This is a genomic window from Mesorhizobium sp. WSM4813 (assembly GCF_055811555.1).
In genome coordinates this window covers 16,715-36,211 of the sequence record NZ_JBVVQU010000059.1, presented here as the reverse complement: position 1 = coordinate 36,211, position 19,497 = coordinate 16,715, and the positions used below count along the sequence as shown (strand labels likewise).

The following is a 19,497-nucleotide window of genomic DNA, read 5'->3' as shown; positions in this document are numbered from 1 at the left end:
CGAGGTGGATGTTGAATCAGCACAAGACGCAGCTGTCACATCACAATCGATTCATCGACCACAGGACGTGCTCTAGCTTGACCAAAGATAACGAACCCGCGAACAACAGCCTCTTTTTGGGGGATGGATTTGCGCAATGGCTGATGGCAGTCACCGGCGTTATAGCCGCCCTGATTAGTGGTTGGGCCGTTTGGCTTTTGCAGGGGACTCTCGTAGCTACCAACAGGACTGCAGAGGCGGCCTCTGAAAATACGCCGGCCATGATTGCTGCCGAGCGCCCACATGTCCGGCTTTTCCGAACCATCAAGCAAGTTGATAAGAGCGGCAAGGTCATTGCCGTTGACGGGGTGAACTTCAGAAACGTCGGACGTACACCAGCCTTGGTCAAAAGTCTCGCCATTGAATACGTACTGGCGAAAACTCCACCCCTTCCATCTGAATGCAGAAGGAAAAGGTCCTTTCCCGATGACTCTGTCATGGCCCAACGCGACGAAGAGTGGCCGAGAAAGCATTATGTTCCCCCCATGGATGGCGAGGCAAAATTGAGCGAGCTTTTGCCTGGTCATGGAAAGGATGGCTTCCGGCTTTTCGTATACGGAGAGGTTGTCTATTCCGATGCTTTTGGAAAAGAAAGAAAGACAGGCTTCTGTCGGGTTTTCACTGGAAGAGAATTCACCTACAATCAGAGTGATATAAACGAAAACAGACTTTTGAACTATGCCACGTGAGATTTAGTTCAAGCAGTCTTTGCTTTTTGAATGGTGCACTCTCCGTGCGAAGGAAATCTGGTTAATGCATGGCCGCTCACATGATTTTTCTCTGTCGCCTCCGCCGACACAGGACGGACGACTGCCGCAGATTTCCAATTTCAGTTCCGCGGCAAATGGCCTGAAACCTCGGCGCCCGCGGCCGGCGGCAGCGCCAGGAAGCGGAACGAGGCGGCGAGCCCGATAGCGCCGATTGCCAGGAAGGCGAGGCGGAAGTCGACGACGTCGAGCGCCGGTCCGCCCCTCGCGATCTGCGACAGGTTGAGCAGCGCCGCCGCGACCGCCACGCCGAACAGCATCGCCACCTGCTGCAGCATGCTGGACAACGTCGCCGCCGAACTGCGCTGCGATGAAGCCACGTCGGCGAAGGTTAGCGTGTTGAGCGCGGTGAATTGCATCGAACGCGTCAATCCGGCAATCAGCATCAGCGCCACCACCAGCGCTTGCGGGGTCTGCGGCGACATCGCCGCGCAGGCCAGGATCGACAGGGATGCGATCACGCCGTTGCCGACCAGCACCGAACGGAAGCCGAGGCGCCTCAGCGTCGGTGTGGTCACCGACTTCATGCCGAGATTGCCAAGGAAATACGCGAGGATCAGCATGCCGGCATCGACGGGTCTGAGGCCGAAGCCGACCTGGAACAGCAGCGGCAACAGGAACGGCGTGGCGTTGATGGCGACCCGGAAAATGGTGCCGGCCGACAGCGTCGATATGGCGAAAGTCTGTACCTTGAATGCCGTGAGGTCGAGCAGCGGATTTCTGGCGCGCGCCAGATGACGCACGGCCAGCCAGCCGATTAAGGTGCCGGCGACAAGCAGCGCTACGGTCGGCATGGCGCCGTCTTCCGGATGGGCGATGCGCTCGAGGCCGTAGAGCATTGAGGCGAGCCCGACCGAGGTCAGAAGAAAGCCCGGCCAGTCGAGCGGCCTGGTTTCGGAAGCGCGGTCGCCGGGAATGAAGCGGGCGACCAGTGCCAGGCCAGCCAGCCCGAGCGGAATGTTAATGAAGAAATTCCAGTGCCAGGAGAGATAGGTGGTGATGAAGCCGCCTAGCACCGGCCCGATCACCGGCGCGAACAGCGCCGGCCAGGTGATCAGTGCGGTGGCATTGAGAAGCTCGGACTTCGAGGCGTTGCGCAGCACCAGGATGCGGCCGACCGGCGTCATCAGCGCACTGCCCAGGCCCTGCACGGCACGTGCGGCGACGAACTGGGTCAGGTTCTGCGAGATGCCGCAAGCGATCGAGGCCAGCGTGAACAGCGCGATCGCCACGAGGAAGATGCTGCGCGCGCCGAAGCGGTCGGCGAGCCAGCCCGACAGCGGCACGAACACCGCCATCGTCAGCATGTAGACGGTGATGCCGACGCTCATTGTCACCACCGGCACGCCGAAGGATTCTCCCATCTGCGGCAGCGATGTCGAGATGATCGTCGAATCCAGAAGTTGCATGAAGAAGGCGACGGCGACGATCAGCGCCACGCGCCGCGCCTGCCGCGCCGCCGTCGCAGTCTCGGCCAAGGCTTTGTTTTCGGGAATGGCGGTCATGCGCAGAATTGTACGAAAGTTTTTCCCGCGCCACTGGGAACCAGGCAGTTGTCCGGCAAATCGATGACGCAACGGTTAGAACAGCATTTGGGCGACGCCGTCCAGACAGGGACCAACAAACTTTCGTGTCGTATCGCGACCTGTTATGCGATGGTGAAACTCGCCATCGAACCTCTTTCGACTTGGGAACTGTGTGCGCATGAAACCCATCTACATCGATTATCTCAACGCCCTCGACATCGAAGCGCTTGATATGACCGAGGCGGAGATCATCGAGGCGGTCGAGGCCGGACTGGTGGCGCAGGGCAAGGGCCAGACTGTGATCGAGCCGCGCGTCCATCTCGAGCCGGACCCGTCCTTCAACGGCCATTTCAATGTCCTGCGCGGCTACGTCGCGCCGCTCGATGCGGCCGGGGTCAAGATCGTCGGCGACTATGTCGACAATTACCTGCATGGCCTGCCGTCGGAATTCGGCATCCTAAATCTCTTCGATCCGCGCACCGGCACGCCGCGTGCCATACTCGACGCCACTGTGATCACCGACATGCGCACTGGCGCCGTCACCGCCATCGGCGCCAAACATCTGGCGAAAAAGACGTCGAATATCCTCGGCCATGTCGGCGCGCGCGGCACCGCCTACTGGAACGTGCGCCTGCTCGACCATCTTTTCGACTTCGACGAGATCCGCGTGCATTCGCGCCGGCCCGAAAGCCGCGACGGCTTTGCCGCCAAACTGTCCGCCGATCTCGGCAAGAAGGTTACGGCGGTCGCCGACTGGCGCGCTTGCGTCGAGGGCGCCGACGTCGTCGTCGAGGCCTCGCGGCTGCCGGAACCGCAGCCGCTGCTGAAGACCGAATGGATAAAGCCCGGCGCGCTGGTGATGCCCTACGGCACGATGAGCGCGGTGGAGCTGTCGTTGACCGACATCATGCAAAAGATCGTCGTCGACGACTGGGGGCAGTGCAAGGGCGGCAAATTCGGCTCGCTGCGCGCCCATGTCGAGACCGGACGCCTGAGCGAGCAGACCCTGCACGCCGAACTTGGCCAGATCGCCGCCGGCCTCAAGTCGGGGCGCCAGAGTGACGACGAGACGATCCTGTTCTGGCATCGGGGCCTGTCGCTCTCCGATATCGCGCTGGGCAAGGCGATGCTGGCCAAGGCGCAGGCGCAAGGCATCGGCCAGCGGCTGCGCTTCGCATGAGCGCGCTCGTCCTCACCGGGGCCGACATCATAGTCGAGGATGTCGCGGCAGTTGCCCGCGACAGACGCAAGGTGGAAGTAGCCCCCGCGGTTATGGAGAGGCTGGACCGCGCGCGAAAAGTGCTCGACCGCGCCGCCGCTTCTGGTCAGCCGATCTATGGGCTCAACACCGGGCTCGGCGCCAATCTCGGCACGTCGGTCAGCGGCGACGCCAGCGCCTTCCAGCGCCAGTTGCTGGACGGCCGCAGCGGCGCGGTGGGTGACGTGCTGCCGCAAGACATCGTGCGCGCGACGATGCTTGCCCGCGCGGCGATGTTTTCGGCCGGCGGTTCGGGCATTTCACCGGAGGTTTTCGTCGCGCTCATCGACGCGCTCAATGCCGGCGTCCATCCGGTGATGCCGTCGCTGGGTTCGATCGGCGACAGCGACCTGGTGCTGATGGCAACGCTCGGCCGCATGCTGACCGGCGACGGCGAAGCCGATTTTCAGGGCCGGCGCATGTCGGCGGCCAAGGCGCTGGCAATGGCGCGCCTCGCCTCCGTCAGCCTCGCCCCCAAGGACGGGCTGTCGCTGATAAGCGCCTCGGCGGTGTCCGCCGGCAGCGGCGCGCTGGCGGTCGCCGACGCATTGTCCGCCTTTGCACAACAACAGCAGGCGGGCGCGCTGACGATGGAGGGCATCGGCGCCAACCAGACGATCCTCGATCCGCGCCTGCAGGCGGCACGACCGGCCGCCGGCCAGCAGCAGGCGGCAAAAGGCTTGCGCGATCTTCTGGCACGCGACAAGGCGCCGACGCCGACGACTTTGCAGGACCCGCTGTCGATCCGCTGCATGCCGTCGATCCATGGCGCGCTGTTACAGGCAATCGACCATGCCAGGCAAGCCGTCGAGATCGAGCTCAATACCGCCGCCGACAATCCGCTGGTGCTGGGCGACGACGACATGGTGCTGTCGACCGGCAATTTCCACACCGCGTCGCTGTCGCTTGCCTTCGAGACGCTCAGCCTTGCCATCGCTCAATGTGCGACCGCCTGTGCCGCCCGCTTCATCCAGCTCACCGGCTCAGGCCGCAACGGCCTGCCCAAATATCTATCGCCGGTCGGCGGCGCTTCGGCCGGCTTCGTGCCGCTGCAAAAGACAGTGACCGCGATCCTCGCCGCCATCCGCCACAAGGCCAACCCGGTGATGCTCGATTTCTTGCCGGTCTTCGAAGGCGTCGAGGACCATGCGACGCAAGCACCGCTGGCCATTTCGAAATGCGCCGACATGATCGTGCTGTGGCAGCGGCTGATCGCCTTCGAACTAATGGCCGCCGCCCAGGCCGTCGACCTGCGCGACGGGCTGACGTTGGCGTCGGGCACCGCGGGAATTCAAGCAGCCGTGCGTGCCCTCGGCGCGCCGCTTAGGGAAGACAGAGCGCTGGGTATCGACGCCGAGGCGCTTTACGCTGCGCTGGCTACCGGAACATGGCGGCCGTAGCACGGGCCGTCGCATGTGCCGGCTGACGATATTCTCGAGCAGGTCCTAGCTAGCCGGCGCGTGTCATCCGGCGTCGATCTTCTCCATGAACAGACCGAACTGGTCCGGATCCATATGCACGACATGCCTTTCTTCGGGATAGGCCAGGCTGTTTACGTCGGCGACATATTCGGAAAAAGCGGCGATGCGTTCCGCCTGCAGGCGGTCATATTCGGCGGCGAAATTGCGGTAGACCTTGGAATGGCGGGGCATGTGGCCGCGGTTCTGGCCAAGGATGTCGTCGGCAAACAGATATTGCGCGTCGCAGCCAGTGCCCGCCCCCATCGACAGCATGATCAGCGAAGTGCGTTCCGAGATCGCCTTGGCCACCTCCACCGGCACCACTTCGATCTCGGCGCCGACCGCGCCTGCGGCCTCATACTGCTTGACAGCCTCGAAAATCTGCATGGCGCTGTCGGCGGTCTTGCCGACGGCCTTGAAGCCGCCGGTCCAGGTGGCGCGCGACGGGATCAGGCCGACATGGCCGATCACCGGTATATTGTCATCGGCCAGCCGTTTGACGGTGGCATAACCAGCGCTGCAATAGACCGCGTCCGCGCTTGCCTTGTAGAGCCGGAACGCCCAGCGCACGAAATCGTCGGCTGTGCCGATCTCGTAGAAATTGTCGCCCGGCATGGTGAACAGGCTGGGTGCGGCATCGCGATATTGCGGGTTGAGCACCAGCTCCGGCGGCACTGAGACGATGTCGACCCCGGCTCTTTCGGCGGCCTCGGCCTCGTCCATCGTCAGCACGCGCAGCATGGTCAATTGCCGCTTGCCCTTCATGGCGCGCAGATCGGCGATCGTCGGTCTTTTACGGCTCATCGATTTGGTCCCCTTTGTTACGTGAACGGAAGGCCGGTCAGGATTCAATTTGCATGATCTTTTCCAAACCGAAGGTCAGCGCAGCAAAAACCGGTTCCCGCTTTTCGGGATCATGCTTTAGATCTGGATCATCACCTTGCCAGCTTCGACCTTGACCGGATAGGTCTGCAGATTGACGCAGACGGGAGCCCCTTTGGCCTGGCCGGTCTTGTAATTGAAGCGGCCATTATGCTTGGGGCATTCGATGATGTCGTCTATGACAAGCCCATCGGCCAGGTGGGCCCTCTCATGCGTGCAAAACCCGTCGGTGGCAAAGAATTCGTCGTCAGGGGAACGATAGATCGCGAAGGTGCGGCCGCCATGATCGAAGCGCATGACATCCTCTTCGTCGACATCGTCCACGGCGCACGCTTCGACCCAATCGGCCATCTCTATTTCTCCCTTTCTGCATTGCGGCGGCGCGCGGTGCCTATTCAGCCGCTGCCGACATTGTTCACTTCGTGGAACTCGCCACGATAGGGCCGTGCCGTCGGCGGCAGTTCGCGCTTGAGGAAATAGTCCTCGTATTTGAGTTGCCTGAGCAGGACCGGCCAGACCTCGCGATAGGCATGCCATATTGATGGGTTCGGCTCAGGCAAATCGTGCTTGATCAATTCGTGCAGCCTGGGCAGCGCATGATAGGGCACCATCGGGAACATGTGATGCTCGACGTGGTAGTTCATGTTCCAGTAGATGAACCGGCTGATCGGATTCATGTATACGGTGCGGGTGTTGAGCCGGTGGTCGACCACGTTGTCGGCCAGGCCGATGTGCTGCAGCAGGCCGGTCAGCACCATGTGCCAGGTGCCGTAGAGGCGCGGCACGCCGATGAGCACCAGCGGCACCCATGATCGAACAGTGAGGGCGAGTGCAATTGTGGCGATGTAGATGGCCACATGCCAGCGCGCGGCGATGACGGCCTTGTGCTGTTCCATCTCGGGAACGTAGCTTTTCTCGTCGGGCGTGAGCTTGCCGAATGCCTGGCGCACCAGCGCCGGAAGCGAATAGCGAAAATCGAGGATGCCGGTGAAGGCGAGTGCGGTGCGCAGCAGGTCCGGCGGGCGCATCACGGCAATCTCGGCATCGCGCCCGACGATGACGGTGTCGGTGTGGTGGCGGGCATGGCTCCAGCGCCAGGTCACCGGATTGCGCATCAGCATGAAGCTGGCGATCTGGTAGACCACATCATTCATCCAGCGCGTCCGGAAGGCGGTGCCATGGCCGCATTCGTGCCAGCGCGAGTCGCTGGAGGAGCCGTAGAGCACGCCATAGACGAAGAAGAACGGCACGCACCACCAAGTGCCCCAGAAATAAACGCCGGCGGCAGCTGAAGCCAGGATGGCGGCGATCCAGATGATCGTGTCGCGGATCGCCGGACCGTCGGAACGCTGCATCAACTCCTTGATCGCCTTGCGCGGGACCTCGGTGTGGTACCATTCGGCCGAAGCCAGCCCCGTCTCGATCGCGATGCGTGTGCTCTCGCCAACCAGGCTGTAGTCGCGCTTCATTGTGCCAGCCATTGTGACCTCCAAATCCTGATGGGCCGCGAGCCCTCCCCGCTCCGACCGGAACCAGCCTCCCAACCGGTGCTTCGCGTCGTCCTCGCCATCATCACGACCTGCCTCCGAGCACCGGAAAATTGCCTGACGGCCGCGGATAATCCTCCCGCGGCTGCCTGGCGATCGCTGCGATCCGGCTCTCGGCGGCAGCGATATCGTCAGCACCGTCGAGAACCCGGAACACCGCATTGTAGGAGCGGCTTTCGCCATGCTCCAGCCAGATCATCTCGCCGCGCTCGCGCGCCGCCAGATTGCCGAGCACGTGATGCGTCGACGGCTCTATGCCCAGCGCATACTGTCCCGCCTGGAAATTCTGCCACTGATAGGCGCAAGGCAACTGGTCTTTACGCGTGACGACCTCAAGGCCGAGGCCAAGATGATCGTTGACCACGGCCACCGGCACCTCACCCTTGGCGTCGGCGCCGAGCTCGTGCTGCCAGACCTGTTCCTTGAAACCCAGTTGCGGCGCCGGCACGGTGCGGTAACCAACTTTCTGCGCCTCGTAGCGCTCACCGGCATGTCCGGCCCACACCACATCCCGGATCGGCGCCAGATAACGAGACCCCTCGTCGAGCACGGGATGGCTGACATTGATGTGGTAGAAATACATATGCGGCGTCCGATTGAAGCCGTGATTGACGACACGGTCCGAAAGCCGGATCTCATTGCCGCCGACATCGGCCTCGATCCGCCGCAGCAGATGCAGATCCTCGCCGAACACAGCCGATTGCTGGACGATGCCTTCGGCCCACAGCACGCAGCGGTCGCCGTCCCAGGCCTCGCCGTAGCCGGTCAGCCGCGCCGGAATGGTGCTGACGCGGCCATGCAGCGAATGGCGCACCGTCTTCTTCGGCGGATAATTGTAGGTGTCGGCAGGTACCTCGTTCATGAACAATATATGGTCGAGGCCGCAGGTGAGCAGAAGGCCGGAAAACGACCGCGCCCAGGCCAGCCCCTCCTCGCCTTCATACTCGTGCAGGCCGGGATGGCGAAAACCGCTCGGCGAATGCCAGCCGATCGCCTGGCCCTTGAAGTCGCAATCGGCGATATCAAGCGCCCGGTCGACCAGCGCGGTGAAGCGCAGGCCGGAACCGGTGCGGAATTCGAGCATCCGTATGCCGCGCTCCACCCCGTCGCCAAGTGTCATCAGCCGCACGCCGGCGAACTGCGACAGCATGCCGGACCGCTCCGAGACCTGCCGGCGCGATAGCGTCTTGCCGTAAAGCTCTACCATGTGACGGCCAGTTCCTTCACTTTGCTCTCGTCTCCTTGAGCAGGGCCGACATGTCGGCGCCGGTGATGATGCTTTCCACGGTCAGCAGGTCGGTATCGGCGACCGTCTGCTCGGCGACGATCTCGCCGCGGCGCATGACGATGATGCGGTCGGCGACCTGGAAGACGTGGTGAATGTTGTGGGTGATCAAAAGCACCGAATGGCCGGCCGCGCGCACGTCCTTGACGAAGCGCAGCACGCCGTGTGTTTCCTCGACGCCGAGATTGTTGGTCGGCTCGTCGAGGATGATGACCTTGGCGGCGAACTGCATGGCGCGCGAAATAGCAATCGACTGGCGCTCACCGCCCGACAGCGTGCTGACCAGCGCATCGGCGTCGAGCTTTTTCGAAATGCCGACGCGCTTCAAAAGTGCCGCGGCGGCATCGCGCAGCTTGGCGAGGTCGAGCGGCGCGAACACGCCCAGCCATTTCAAGTTGACCGGCTCGCGGCCGAGAAAAAGATTGCGCGCGATGCTCAGGTCCGGCGCCAGCGACGTGTCCTGGTGGATGGTCTCGATGCCGAGATCCATCGCGTCGCGCGTCGAGCGGATCGAGACCTTCTGGCCGCGCACATAGATGTCGCCGCGGTCGACGGGAAACACACCGGAGATCGCCTTGATGAGGGTGGATTTGCCGGCGCCATTGTCGCCGAGCAAGGCCACCACCTCGCCCTCGTTGAGTGTGAAGGAGGCGCTCTTCAGGGCGCGGACGCTGCCGAAGGACTTTTGCAGGTTCTGCAGCCGAAGCACTTCCATGGTCAGCTCCTGGCGGCGTTTTTCTGCAGCAGAGCGTGCAGGATGAGCATGGCAAGGATGATGACGCCGACGAAGATGTTGTAGGCGAGCCCCGGCACGCCGATCAGCACGATGCCGTTGCGGATGCTGCGCAGCATCAGCGCACCGACGATCGTGCCCAGGATGGTGCCGCGCCCGCCGGTCAGCGCCGTGCCGCCGACCACCACCATGGCGATCACTTCGAGCTCGTAACCGGTACCGGCCACCGGCGACGCGGCCGAGATGCGGAAGGCGCTGATCATCCCGGCCAGACCCGCCAGCACTGAGGTCAGGATGAACAGCCAGATCTTGACCGCATCGGCCGGCACGCCGCGCGCCACGGCGGCGTTGCGGTTCGAACCGATGGCACTGATCCAGTTGCCGAGCTTGGCGTAGTGCAGCACATAGATCGCCAGCAACGACAGGGCGATGAACCACCACAGCGAGGTGTAGAACCGGAACGACCCGATGTTGAAACTGCCGGCCAGCAGAGTCACGAAAAGCCGGGCTGGTCCCACGACTTCAGCGGAAAGCCTTGCGTGATGTAAAGCGCCGCCCCTCGCACGACGAGCAGCATCGACAGCGTCACCAGGAAGGAGGAGATGCCGATCTTGGTGACGATCAATCCGTTGATCGCCCCGATGGCCACGCACAGCAGCAGTCCGGCCAGCAGCGCCACGCCGATGTCGACCTGGCCGCTCTGCACCAGCAGCATGACCACGACCGGCGCCAGACCAAACACGGCGCCGACCGAAAGGTCGAACTCGCCCGCCGTCAGAAGCAGCGTCATGCCGAGCGCGATGATGCCGAGTTCGGGCAGGAACGCCATCATGTTGGAGATGTTGAGCGGCGACAGGAAATTGGCGTCGGCGACGGCGAACGCCACCAGCAGCACAATGAGGATGACGAGCGAGGAGAATTGCGGCGAGCGGATCAGGCTCGACCTGCGTTTGGCCCCAGGCATTTCCTCTTCAGCGGCAATTGTCATGACGGATTGGACCATACCTTGGAGCGACGCCCGCCGCCTGCGCGGCGGGCGTCAATTTCCATCACTTGTTGTAGAGTTTCAGGATCGGCTCGACGCTTGTCGCGTCGTAGAGGCTGAAGGTGTGGATGTCGTAGCCGATCGGTTCGCCCGAGGCGGCAAGCCCGAGCAGCGCGACTGGCATGAAGCCCTGCGCCGACGGGAACTGCCAGGCGGCCGCGTTGACGAAGCCGGCCTTGACGGCCTCAGCGGTTTCCCTGGAATTGCCCCAGCCGACGACTGGGATCTTGCCAGCCGGCACGCCGGCGCCGTCGAACACCCGCTTGATGCTGGCCGCGACGGAGTCGCCGAGCGCGATGATCGCCGGCGGATTGTTGGCCACCATATAGTCGGTCATCTTGGCGATGATGCCGGCCGGATCGGTGCCGCAATCGACCACGTCATATTTGATGCCGAGCGGATCGAAGACGCTGGCGATGCCTTCAGTCTCGAGCTGCTGGTAGCTGGCTCCAGGCACTTCCACCGGCAGGAACACCTTGTCGCCCTGCTTCACCATCTTGTGGTCGACCAGGTATTTTGCCCAGATGGCGCCGGCCTCCTTGAGGTCAGCGCCGACATAGGCCTGCCGTCCGGTCGCCGGATCGTCGGTGTTGAAGAACACGATCGGGATGCCCGCAGCCTTGGCCGCCTTCACCTCTTCCGTCCACAGTCCTGGCTGGGCCGAGGTGGTGCCGATGCCGTCGGGCTTGGCGGCAAGTGCTGAGTTGAACGCTTCCTTCTGCGCCGCCATGTCGCCGCCGCTGAAGGAGATCTTGCAGGTCACCTTGAGCTGGTCGCAGGCCTTGGTGGCGCCGGCATTCCAGTCGAGCCAAAAGGCATCCGACGGGCCGCCATGCGACAGCAGATAGAACGTCTTCTCCTGCGCCAATGCCTGCGAGCTGAATGCGAGGCCGGCGAGCACTGTCGCGGCCGCCGCCAGTTTCAATCCGAATTTCAACATTTCGCTTCCTCCATTGTTGTTCCTCCCGGCGGAAAGCGCCGCCGCATAGCGGCGACGCAGGACTCCTATCAGAGGCCGTTGGCGCGGAACTTGCCGTCGAGGAATTTCTTGGCGCGCGGCACGTCGTCTTCCGAAAGGTGCTCGATGATGACCGGGATGTTCGGGTGCTTCTCGGCGAGCCGCTTGAGATAAAGGTCGTAGTTCAGCGAACCGAGGCCGGGGGCCGGCAGCTCGATCTCGCCGACACCGCGGAAAGTATGGCTCTCCAGCGCGTCCTCGTCGCCGATGTCGGCGTGCTTCTCCGACTTGTCGCCGCCCGAGCGCTTGACGTCCTTGGCGTGGGCTATTCTGATCTTGTCGGTCAGCGTGTCGAACACCTGATTCAGGATCTGGTCCATCCTGTCGATGTTGTGCGTCTCGAAATAGTTGGTCGGGTCCATCAACAGACCGAGGCCCGGATGGTCGACCTGTGCGAACATCCTCACCGTCTCCTCGACCGAGCCGACGACATTGTTGACATAGGTTTCGAGCAGGAAGACCGCGCCGTGGTCGTAGGCCGTCTGGGCAAGGTCGGCGATGACCTTGCGGCATTCCTCGAACCCTTCCTCGGTCTTGTTCTTGGGATGATGCACCCAGTCGGATTCGGTGTTGTAGGTGCCGGTTTCCGAGATCACGTAAGGGGTGCCGAAATGGCGCGCGTTGCGGATGATCTCCTTCAGATAGCCGACGCGCCTCTCGCGCTCGCCTATGTCCGGATGGATAATGTTGGTGTAGCCCGACACACAGCAGATCGGCAGGTTGTGGTCGCGGAACGTATCGCGGACAGTCTTGGCCTTGTCCTTGGTGATCTGCCCGGCCGACAGGTCGATATCCCTAAAATGGAGGTCGAGCTGCACGGTGTTGAAATCGAGCGCGCGAATCTTCTGCGCGGTTTCCTTGAGGCTATACGGGAAATAGCCCGTGAAGATACCTGCCTGCATCATGGTGTGAATTCCTCCCTGTAAGCGATTCAGTTGATTGAGATTTCAGAAAGCTTGACCGTGCGACCCTCGTCGATCGAGCGATAGCCGGCTTCGATCAGCGCCATGGTGTTGACATTGTCGGCGACGGACAGCGCCGGCGGCGTGCCGGTCTTCACCGCGTGCTGGAGCTGCTCCATCACCCCGATGAAAGCGTGCGGGAACCACATCGTGTCCCAGCTGGGCGTCACCCACTCGCCGTTGGTCGTCTCGGTCGAAGCATAGGTCAGCGTCGAGGCAGAGCCTGTCGGCCAGCCGATCGTGCCCTTGGCAACGCCCTTGGTGCCGTCGACGCGCCAGTTGATATGCTGGTCGTCCTTGTAACCCTCCTGGCGCGGACCGGACCAGACATCCTCCAGCGACACGGCCAGCACCCCAGACGGGAACCGCAGCGTCGAAACGGTGATGCCGTCCGAATGGTCGAAGCGCGTGCGCGGATCCTTACGCGTCAGCGTGGTGATCTCGTCGGGATCGCCGAACAGGAAGCGCAGCACGTCGAGATGGTGGACGCTCATATTGGCGAGCGTCAGCCGGTCATAGTCCTCGAGGAAGCTCTGCCAGTGCGGGATCGCATGCATGTCGATCTGCGCGAAGACGATGTCGCCGAGCGCGCCGCTGTCCATGATCTGCTTCAGCACCCGCATCGACTGGTCGTAGCGCATGTTCTGGTTGACCGAGAGGATCTTGCCGGCTCTGGCCGCCTCGTCGCGCAACTCGATCGCATCCTTGAGCGATAGCGCCAGCGGCTTTTGCGCCAGGATCGCCTTGATGTGCTTCTGCTTCAGCGCATGGCGGATGAGCGCAGGCTGCTGGTCCGGCGGAAAGGCAAGGTCGATGATCTCGACATTTTCATCCTCGATGAGCTGTTCCGGCGTATCGTGGACGGTCGGGATCTCCCAGCGCCTGGCGACCTTCTCGGCGCTGGCCTTGGTCCGCGAGGCGATCGCCACCACCGGAAAACCGGCCTCCTTGTAGGCAGCAAGATGGCATTCGGCCATGATCATGCCGGCGCCGACGCAGCCGATCCTGTATTCCCTGGTGCGGACTTTAACGTCCGGGTCGAAGCCGTTGCTTGCCAAATGTTCCTCCCGAAGCTCGTTCCTTGCAGCCGCCGTCATCGTGCCAGCGCTCCGCCGTTTTGCCCGAAGTAATGAACCCTTCCCGGCTCGCAGGATAACGCCACCATGGCGTTCGGCCTGATATCAGGCTGGCCACGCAGCAGCGCCCTCAGACGCGCCTGCCCGGCGGCGAGTGTCACGACAGTGTAGCCCCCAAGCGGCTCGACCTCGAACACTCGTGCCGGGCGGCCCGCGCGCCCAACCGACACTCCATCATCCGATATTTCCCCATCCTGCCAGCGCCGGACCTTGATATCTTCCGGTCTGAGCCCGATCTCGACGGCATCGGCCGGAGTGGCCTTGTCCGCAATACTGATCGTGCCTTCGGCCGCCTCGACACCGCCCTCGCCGCGCACCGACTTCAAGATATTCATCATCGGCGAGCCGAGCAGCCGCGCCACATAGGTGCTGGCCGGCCGGTCATAGATCTCGGCCGGAGCGCCGATCTGCCTGATTTTGCCGTTCTCCAGAATGGCGATGCGGTCGGCGACCGACATCGCCTCTTCCTGGTCGTGCGTGACATAGATCAGCGTCTTGCCGAGCTCGCGCTGGATGCGCTTCAGCTCGACGCGCGTCTCTTCGCGCAGCCGGGCGTCGAGTGCCGAGATCGGGTCATCCATCAGATAGGCATTGGGATCGCGCACCAGCGCGCGGGCGATCGCAACGCGCTGCCGCTCGCCGCCCGAAAGCTGCGCCGGCGGCTTGTGCAAGATGTGGCCGATATGCAGCTTGGCCGCGACGTCGGCAACACGCTTTTCGATATCGGCCTCGGCGACCCGGCGTTCGACCAGGGGAAAGCGGACGTTGTCGCGCGCGCTCATGTGCGGAAACAGCGCCAGGTTCTGGAACACCATGGCGACGTTGCGCTCGGCCGGCGACACCGTATTGACCGGCCTGCCGCCGATCAGGATCTCGCCCGACTCAGGCGTTTCCAGGCCGAGCACCAGACGCAGCACCGTCGACTTGCCCGATAGCGGCGGGCCGAAGAAGCAGAAGAACTCATTGTCGTTGACCGTGAACGAGGCATCGTCGACGGCGAGCGTGCCGCCATAGCGTTTGGTCACATTGCGAAAGACGATGTCGGCCATGGTCTCAGCCCGCTCGCAAGGCAAGGCCGGTGGCAGCGTCGAAAACGCGCACCGACTGCGCGGCCGGCGCGACGACTGCCGTTTGCCCGACCGACAGTCCCACATCATTGTCGACCACCGCCTTCACCGCAGCCTCGCCGTCGCCGAAATGGATAATGGTGCGCGCGCCGATCCGCTCGACGAAATTCACCGAAATCGACAGGCCGCGGCCGCTTTGGGCCAATGTCACCTGCTCCGGTCGGAAGCCGTAGAGCACATCACGCCGCGCGCGCCGCACAGCGGCGGTAATTTCGACCGGCAGCGGCGGCGTGACGCCGAGCGGCCCGAGATCGACGACCAGCCCACGGTCGCTTTCCGCCGGCCTGCCTCTGAGCAGGTTCATTCCCGGCGCACCGATGAAGCGGGCGACGAAGACATTGGCCGGATCGTTGTAGACTTCCAGCGGCGTGCCGACCTGCTGCAGCACGCCGTGGTCCATCACCGCTATGCGGTCGGCCATGGTCATCGCTTCGAGCTGGTCGTGGGTGACATAGACCATGGTCTGCCGGAACTGCCGCTGCAACTGCTTCAGTTCGGTCCGCATAACCGCCCGGAAGGCCGCATCGACATTGGACAGCGGCTCGTCGAGCAGGAAGATCGCCGGCTCCATGATCGCCGAACGGCCGATCGCCACCCGCTGTAATATGTTGACCGACAGCCTGTCGGCCTTGCGGTCGAGCAGCGGCGTCAGCTGCAGCATCTCGGCAATGGCGCCGACGCGGCGGTCGATCTCAGCCTTCGCCGCGCCACGCATTTTTGGGCCGTAGGCGAGGTTTTGCCGCACGGTCATATGGGTGAAGATCGCGTAGTTCTGGAACACGAAGCCGACGCCGCGCCGTCCCATCGGCACGCCGGCCATGTCGCGCTCGCCGAACAGGATCTTGCCGCTGGTCGGCTCCTCCATGCCGGCGATCATGTTCATGGTCGTCGACTTGCCGCAGCCTGACGGCCCGAGCAGCGCCATGAACTCGCCGTCGGCGATCGCCAGATCCATCGTCTTCAGCGCGGTGAAGTCGCCGAACTTCTTGACCAGGTTCTGCAGATGGATGGCGCTCATGCCGGCACCTCCCGCGCCCGCGCCATGCGCTTCATGGCAAACACCGCGGCGATGGACAGCACGATCAGGATCGCCAGCGCGATCGCCGCGACATAGCCCCAGATCAGGTCCTGGGTGGTGAGCTTGTAGATGTAGACGGAGATGGTCTCGGTGGCGACGCCGGGGCCGCCGCCGGTCATGATGTAGAGCGTGTCGAAGATCTTGAAGTTCTCGATCACGCGGATCGCTAGCGCGATGATGATGATCGTCTTCATCTTCGGCAGCACGATAGTGACGAAGCGCTGCCAGGGGTTGGCGCCGAGCAGCGTCGCCGCTTTGATCTGGTCCTCGGGCACGCCGATCAGGCCGGCAAGCAGGATCAGGAACATCAGCGGCGTCCATTGCCAGATATCGGCGACCATGACGGCGATGAGCGCCAGGGTCGGATCCGAAAGCCAGGCGATGGTGACGGAAAAGCCTGATACCGCCGACAGGATGTCGTTGACCGGACCGCCCGACTGGAACAGCATGAAAAACATGTAACCGGCCACCGCCGGCACCACCATCATCGGCGTCAGCAGGATCGAGTAGAAGATCCGCTTACCCGGAAACTCGTCGGCAAACAGCGTGGCGAGAGCGAGGCCGAGCAGGAATTCCGCCGGCACGCAGACGATCATGACGATGGCCGTGCGCTTCAGCGCGCTCCAGAAACGGGCGTCGGCGGCAAGATCGGTATAGTTGGCGAAATTGTTCCACAGCGACCAGGCGCTCCACCAGCCGAGGCCCGACAGCGGCGACCAGTCGGTGAGGCTGATGTAAAGCTGCATCAGCAGCGGGAAGACGGCAATGAACAGCACCAGGATCTGCGCCGGCAATGTCAGCCGGAAACCGAGCCGCGCACCCTCATCCGGCAGCACCGGCTTTGCCTGGGCGGCATTCATGGCCTCCTCCGAAATTGTGGCCGTCACCGCGCTCATTGCTTGAGTGCTCCGAAGGTCAGCCCACGCACCAGATGGCGCTGGATGGCGATGCCCATGATGACGGGGGGCACCGCCGCGATCAGCCCGAGCGCTGCCTTGGCGCCGTAGAGCTGTCCGGTCATCGAGGAGGACAGCGAGGCCATGTAGACCGGGACCGTCACCCATTCGCGCGTCGTCAAAAGCAGCGCGATCAGATAGTCCGACCAGTTGAGGATGAAGACGAACAGTGCGGCGCTGGCCAGCGGCGCACGCATCATCGGCAGCGTGATGCGGGTAAAGACGCGCCACCGCGAACAGCCCTCGACCAGCGCCGCTTCCTCGATCTCGCGCGGCATGTCGTCGAAGAAGGTCTTCATCAGCCAAAACGCAAAGGGCAGCGTGACGATGCCGTAGATCAGCGACAGCCCCCACCAGCTGTCGGTGAAGTTGAGGAAGGCCCACATGATCATCACCGGCGTCATCACCGCCATCGGCGGAAACAGGCGAAGCTGGATCAGCGCCAGCGGCAGGTTTTGGCCGGAGCCGAAGCGCGACAGCCCGTAGGCCGCCGCGGTGCCCGCCGACATGGCGATCGCCGTGCCGAACGTGGCCGACAGCAGCGAGGACAGGATCGGCTTGAGGGCGGTGCGGTCGAGCGCAACGATCAGATTATTGGTCGATTCACCAAAGACGAAGCGGAAATTGCTGAGCGTCGGGTTCTTCGGCCACCAGGTCAGGTCGGCGCCGGTCGCCGACCATTCGGCGATTGGCTTGAAGGCCATCGACACCATCCACAGGATCGGCACCAGCGTCACCGCCAAGGCCGCAAGGATCGCGGCGTAGCGGAATATTTCGAAAGGAACGGAACGCTTCATCTTGCAGCTTTGCTGGTACCATCGTTTGCGGAGGGGAAGAGCAATCACTCCTCCCCTCCATTCAGGTCCTGGGAGGAGGATCAGCTGATCGGGTCGAGAACGGTAGGCCAGGCCTCCTTGTTGGTCTTGATGGCTTCGAGAAGCTTCTCCTCGCCGGTGCGGCGGGCGATCTTCCTCCATTCGGCCTCGGTGTCGGCCATCGCCTGCTCGGCGGTCTTGGCCTTGGTCAGCGCGGCGACGAGGTTCTCGTCCAGCGCATTGTGGAAGGCGGTGGCGCCGGGATAGTTGATGGTTGGCACGGTGCGGGCGACCGTCTCGCGCACCACATCCATGTGGTAGGCGTGATAGGTCTGGCGGACCAGCGGGTCGGAGAAATCCGACAGCCGGAACGGATCGAAATAGCCACCCGGATTGGCGGTCATCCAGGCATAGATGCGGCTCGATCCCAGCCACTGCAGGAACAGGTAGCAGGCTTCCGGATTCTTGGCCTGCGAGGAGACCGAGGCCGACAGATTGAGCCACAGCACCGAACGGCTGATCAGCTTCCCGTCGATCTCGCGGCCGGGTGGCAGCATCGAGCCGATCTTGCCGGTGACAGCTGAATCCTTGTTGCCGGCGTTGTCGAGGAATTTTGGCAGGTTGGAGAAGGCGCAGGTCATGGCGGCGCCGCCCTTGGCGAAATTGCCGTACTGCTCCGGCCAACCCCAGGAGATCGCATCCGGCGAATGATGGGCCAGCGAGGCGATATACTCGTTGGTCGCAGCAATGCCTTGCTCTGAATTGATCAGCGGCTTGCCGCTATCGTCAAACAGGAACTGATTGGGCGAAGCCATTGAGACATAACGCTGATACCAGTTGGTGTAGCCCCAGCCCTGGTTGCGCAGATCGGTCGAGCCGAACAGGCCCTTGTCCGGGCGCTGGAAGAAGGCCGCGGTCTCGTCATGCTGTTTCCAGGTCTTCGGCGGCGCCAGCTCATAGCCATGCTTGTCCGAGAAGGCTTTCTTCTCACCCGCATCGCCGAACAGATCGGTGCGGTAGACCCAGGTCTGGAAATCGCCATCCAGTGATACGCCATAGGTCGAGCCGCGATACTGGTTGAGCAGCGAGACGCCCTTGGCGCCGTTGACATAGCCGCGCTCGGGGTCGTCCCACTCCGGCTTGTACTGAGCGACGAAGTCGTCGAGCTTCAGGATGCCGCCGGTTTCGGCGAGGTCGCCGAGACGGTTCCATTCTACCGCATAGATATCATACGCCCCACCCTTGGTGGAGATATCCTGCATCGTCTTGGTGAATTCCTGGCCGTTCGGCACGCCGACGATCTCGAGCGGAATGCCGGTTTCCTTCTCCCACAGATCCTTGATCGAAGGCGCGCCAGCAGGAAACGGCTGCGTCAGCTGGCCGATCGAGCCATCGGACAGGCCGAGCACGATCTTGGCCGGCGCCTTGCCTGCGCCCTTCATCGCCTTGGCCGCCTCGATGGCACGGCCTTCCGGCGTGTCGGGACCATACTGATAGTGCTCCGAGCCGTCGAAGCCCGTCGGGCCGCCGATCATGCCCGGCGCCAGCGCATCGGCCGCATAGGCGCGGCTGGGGCGGATGAATTTCGGTGCGATACCTGCAGCGGCAACGAGCACGGCCGCCTTTCCACCGGACGCCAGCAAGCGGCGCCGCGACATGCGGATCATATCAGAAATTGGAAGTCCTCCCTCGGGGCCTTGTTCCTCCACGGCCCTCATGATGGATATTGACGGCAGTATGGGAAGGCTGTCAACATCATAAATACTCAAAACACGTCATAAGATCGCAGATTAGGGAGAGAAATGCCGTCCAGCGAGGTTACTACACGGCACCTGGTGCTTGAATTTGAGGGAACCGTGCGCC

Annotated in this window: 16 protein-coding genes and 2 pseudogenes; 3 read left to right on the top strand and 15 right to left on the bottom strand. The window is 62.9% G+C overall.

Translation table 11 applies throughout. The features are described 5' to 3' along the window. On the top strand, positions 1–728 hold a 728-nt coding region (locus AC0L25_RS26850; protein WP_473598276.1), incomplete at its 5' end, for a hypothetical protein. A 140-nt stretch (positions 729–868) separates the two neighbouring features. Here the strand turns inward: AC0L25_RS26850 and AC0L25_RS26845 are convergent. Further along, positions 869–2,311 (bottom strand): DHA2 family efflux MFS transporter permease subunit, encoded by a 1,443-nt coding sequence (locus tag AC0L25_RS26845; protein ID WP_473598275.1) that lies wholly within the window; start codon positions 2,309–2,311, stop codon positions 869–871. 199 nt (positions 2,312–2,510) lie between these two features. Between AC0L25_RS26845 and AC0L25_RS26840 the strand changes: the two genes are divergently transcribed. Continuing rightward, the gene (locus tag AC0L25_RS26840; protein ID WP_473598274.1) at positions 2,511–3,512 is read left to right on the top strand and encodes an ornithine cyclodeaminase family protein; all 1,002 of its coding nucleotides are present in this window, start codon (positions 2,511–2,513) and stop codon (positions 3,510–3,512) included. After that, positions 3,509–4,990, top strand: a complete 1,482-nt coding sequence (locus AC0L25_RS26835; RefSeq protein ID WP_473598273.1) for an HAL/PAL/TAL family ammonia-lyase — start codon at positions 3,509–3,511, stop codon at positions 4,988–4,990. Before AC0L25_RS26840 ends, AC0L25_RS26835 begins: the two co-directional genes overlap by 4 nt. A gap of 63 nt (positions 4,991–5,053) precedes the next feature. On the opposite strand, the gene AC0L25_RS26830 is transcribed toward AC0L25_RS26835, so the two are convergent. From AC0L25_RS26830 to AC0L25_RS26765, 14 genes and pseudogenes are all read right to left on the bottom strand, one after another. Continuing rightward, positions 5,054–5,854: a 3-methyl-2-oxobutanoate hydroxymethyltransferase gene (locus tag AC0L25_RS26830; protein WP_473598272.1), complete on the bottom strand. Its 801-nt coding sequence runs from the start codon at positions 5,852–5,854 to the stop codon at positions 5,054–5,056. A 117-nt stretch (positions 5,855–5,971) separates the two neighbouring features. Next, positions 5,972–6,283, bottom strand: coding sequence for a MocE family 2Fe-2S type ferredoxin (locus tag AC0L25_RS26825; RefSeq protein WP_473598271.1), 312 nt, complete (start codon positions 6,281–6,283; stop codon positions 5,972–5,974). Positions 6,284–6,323: 40 nt separating this feature from the next. After that, a pseudogene (locus AC0L25_RS26820) lies at positions 6,324–7,413 on the bottom strand (fatty acid desaturase family protein). A gap of 91 nt (positions 7,414–7,504) precedes the next feature. Continuing rightward, positions 7,505–8,686, bottom strand: coding sequence for an aldose 1-epimerase family protein (locus tag AC0L25_RS26815; RefSeq protein ID WP_473598270.1), 1,182 nt, complete (start codon positions 8,684–8,686; stop codon positions 7,505–7,507). 16 nt (positions 8,687–8,702) lie between these two features. After that, entirely contained in the window at positions 8,703–9,485 is a 783-nt protein-coding gene (locus AC0L25_RS26810; RefSeq protein ID WP_473598279.1) for an ATP-binding cassette domain-containing protein, read from the bottom strand. After that, positions 9,482–10,461: pseudogene (locus AC0L25_RS26805) on the bottom strand (ABC transporter permease). The gene AC0L25_RS26810 and the pseudogene AC0L25_RS26805 overlap by 4 nt, the downstream one beginning before the upstream one ends. 85 nt (positions 10,462–10,546) lie before the next feature. Further along, positions 10,547–11,482: a sugar ABC transporter substrate-binding protein gene (locus AC0L25_RS26800; RefSeq protein ID WP_473598269.1), complete on the bottom strand. Its 936-nt coding sequence runs from the start codon at positions 11,480–11,482 to the stop codon at positions 10,547–10,549. 68 nt (positions 11,483–11,550) lie between these two features. After that, positions 11,551–12,465: a sugar phosphate isomerase/epimerase family protein gene (locus AC0L25_RS26795; protein WP_473598268.1), complete on the bottom strand. Its 915-nt coding sequence runs from the start codon at positions 12,463–12,465 to the stop codon at positions 11,551–11,553. A gap of 26 nt (positions 12,466–12,491) precedes the next feature. After that, positions 12,492–13,619 carry a Gfo/Idh/MocA family protein gene (locus tag AC0L25_RS26790; RefSeq protein ID WP_473598267.1) on the bottom strand — a complete coding sequence of 376 codons (1,128 nt, stop codon included), beginning with the start codon at positions 13,617–13,619 and terminating at the stop codon, positions 12,492–12,494. Beyond that, complete coding sequence (locus AC0L25_RS26785; RefSeq protein WP_473598266.1) at positions 13,616–14,707, bottom strand: ABC transporter ATP-binding protein; 1,092 nt, start codon at positions 14,705–14,707, stop codon at positions 13,616–13,618. The genes AC0L25_RS26790 and AC0L25_RS26785 overlap by 4 nt, the downstream gene beginning before the upstream one ends. A gap of 4 nt (positions 14,708–14,711) precedes the next feature. Continuing rightward, complete coding sequence (locus tag AC0L25_RS26780; RefSeq protein ID WP_473598265.1) at positions 14,712–15,803, bottom strand: ABC transporter ATP-binding protein; 1,092 nt, start codon at positions 15,801–15,803, stop codon at positions 14,712–14,714. Further along, positions 15,800–16,759 carry a carbohydrate ABC transporter permease gene (locus tag AC0L25_RS26775; RefSeq protein WP_473598264.1) on the bottom strand — a complete coding sequence of 320 codons (960 nt, stop codon included), beginning with the start codon at positions 16,757–16,759 and terminating at the stop codon, positions 15,800–15,802. The genes AC0L25_RS26780 and AC0L25_RS26775 overlap by 4 nt, the downstream gene beginning before the upstream one ends. Further along, on the bottom strand, positions 16,756–17,616 hold the full coding sequence (locus AC0L25_RS26770) for a carbohydrate ABC transporter permease (RefSeq protein ID WP_473598263.1): 861 nt from the start codon (positions 17,614–17,616) through the stop codon (positions 16,756–16,758). The genes AC0L25_RS26775 and AC0L25_RS26770 overlap by 4 nt, the downstream gene beginning before the upstream one ends. A gap of 80 nt (positions 17,617–17,696) precedes the next feature. Next, on the bottom strand, positions 17,697–19,310 hold the full coding sequence (locus tag AC0L25_RS26765) for an extracellular solute-binding protein (protein WP_473598278.1): 1,614 nt from the start codon (positions 19,308–19,310) through the stop codon (positions 17,697–17,699). Positions 19,311–19,497 lie beyond the last annotated feature (187 nt).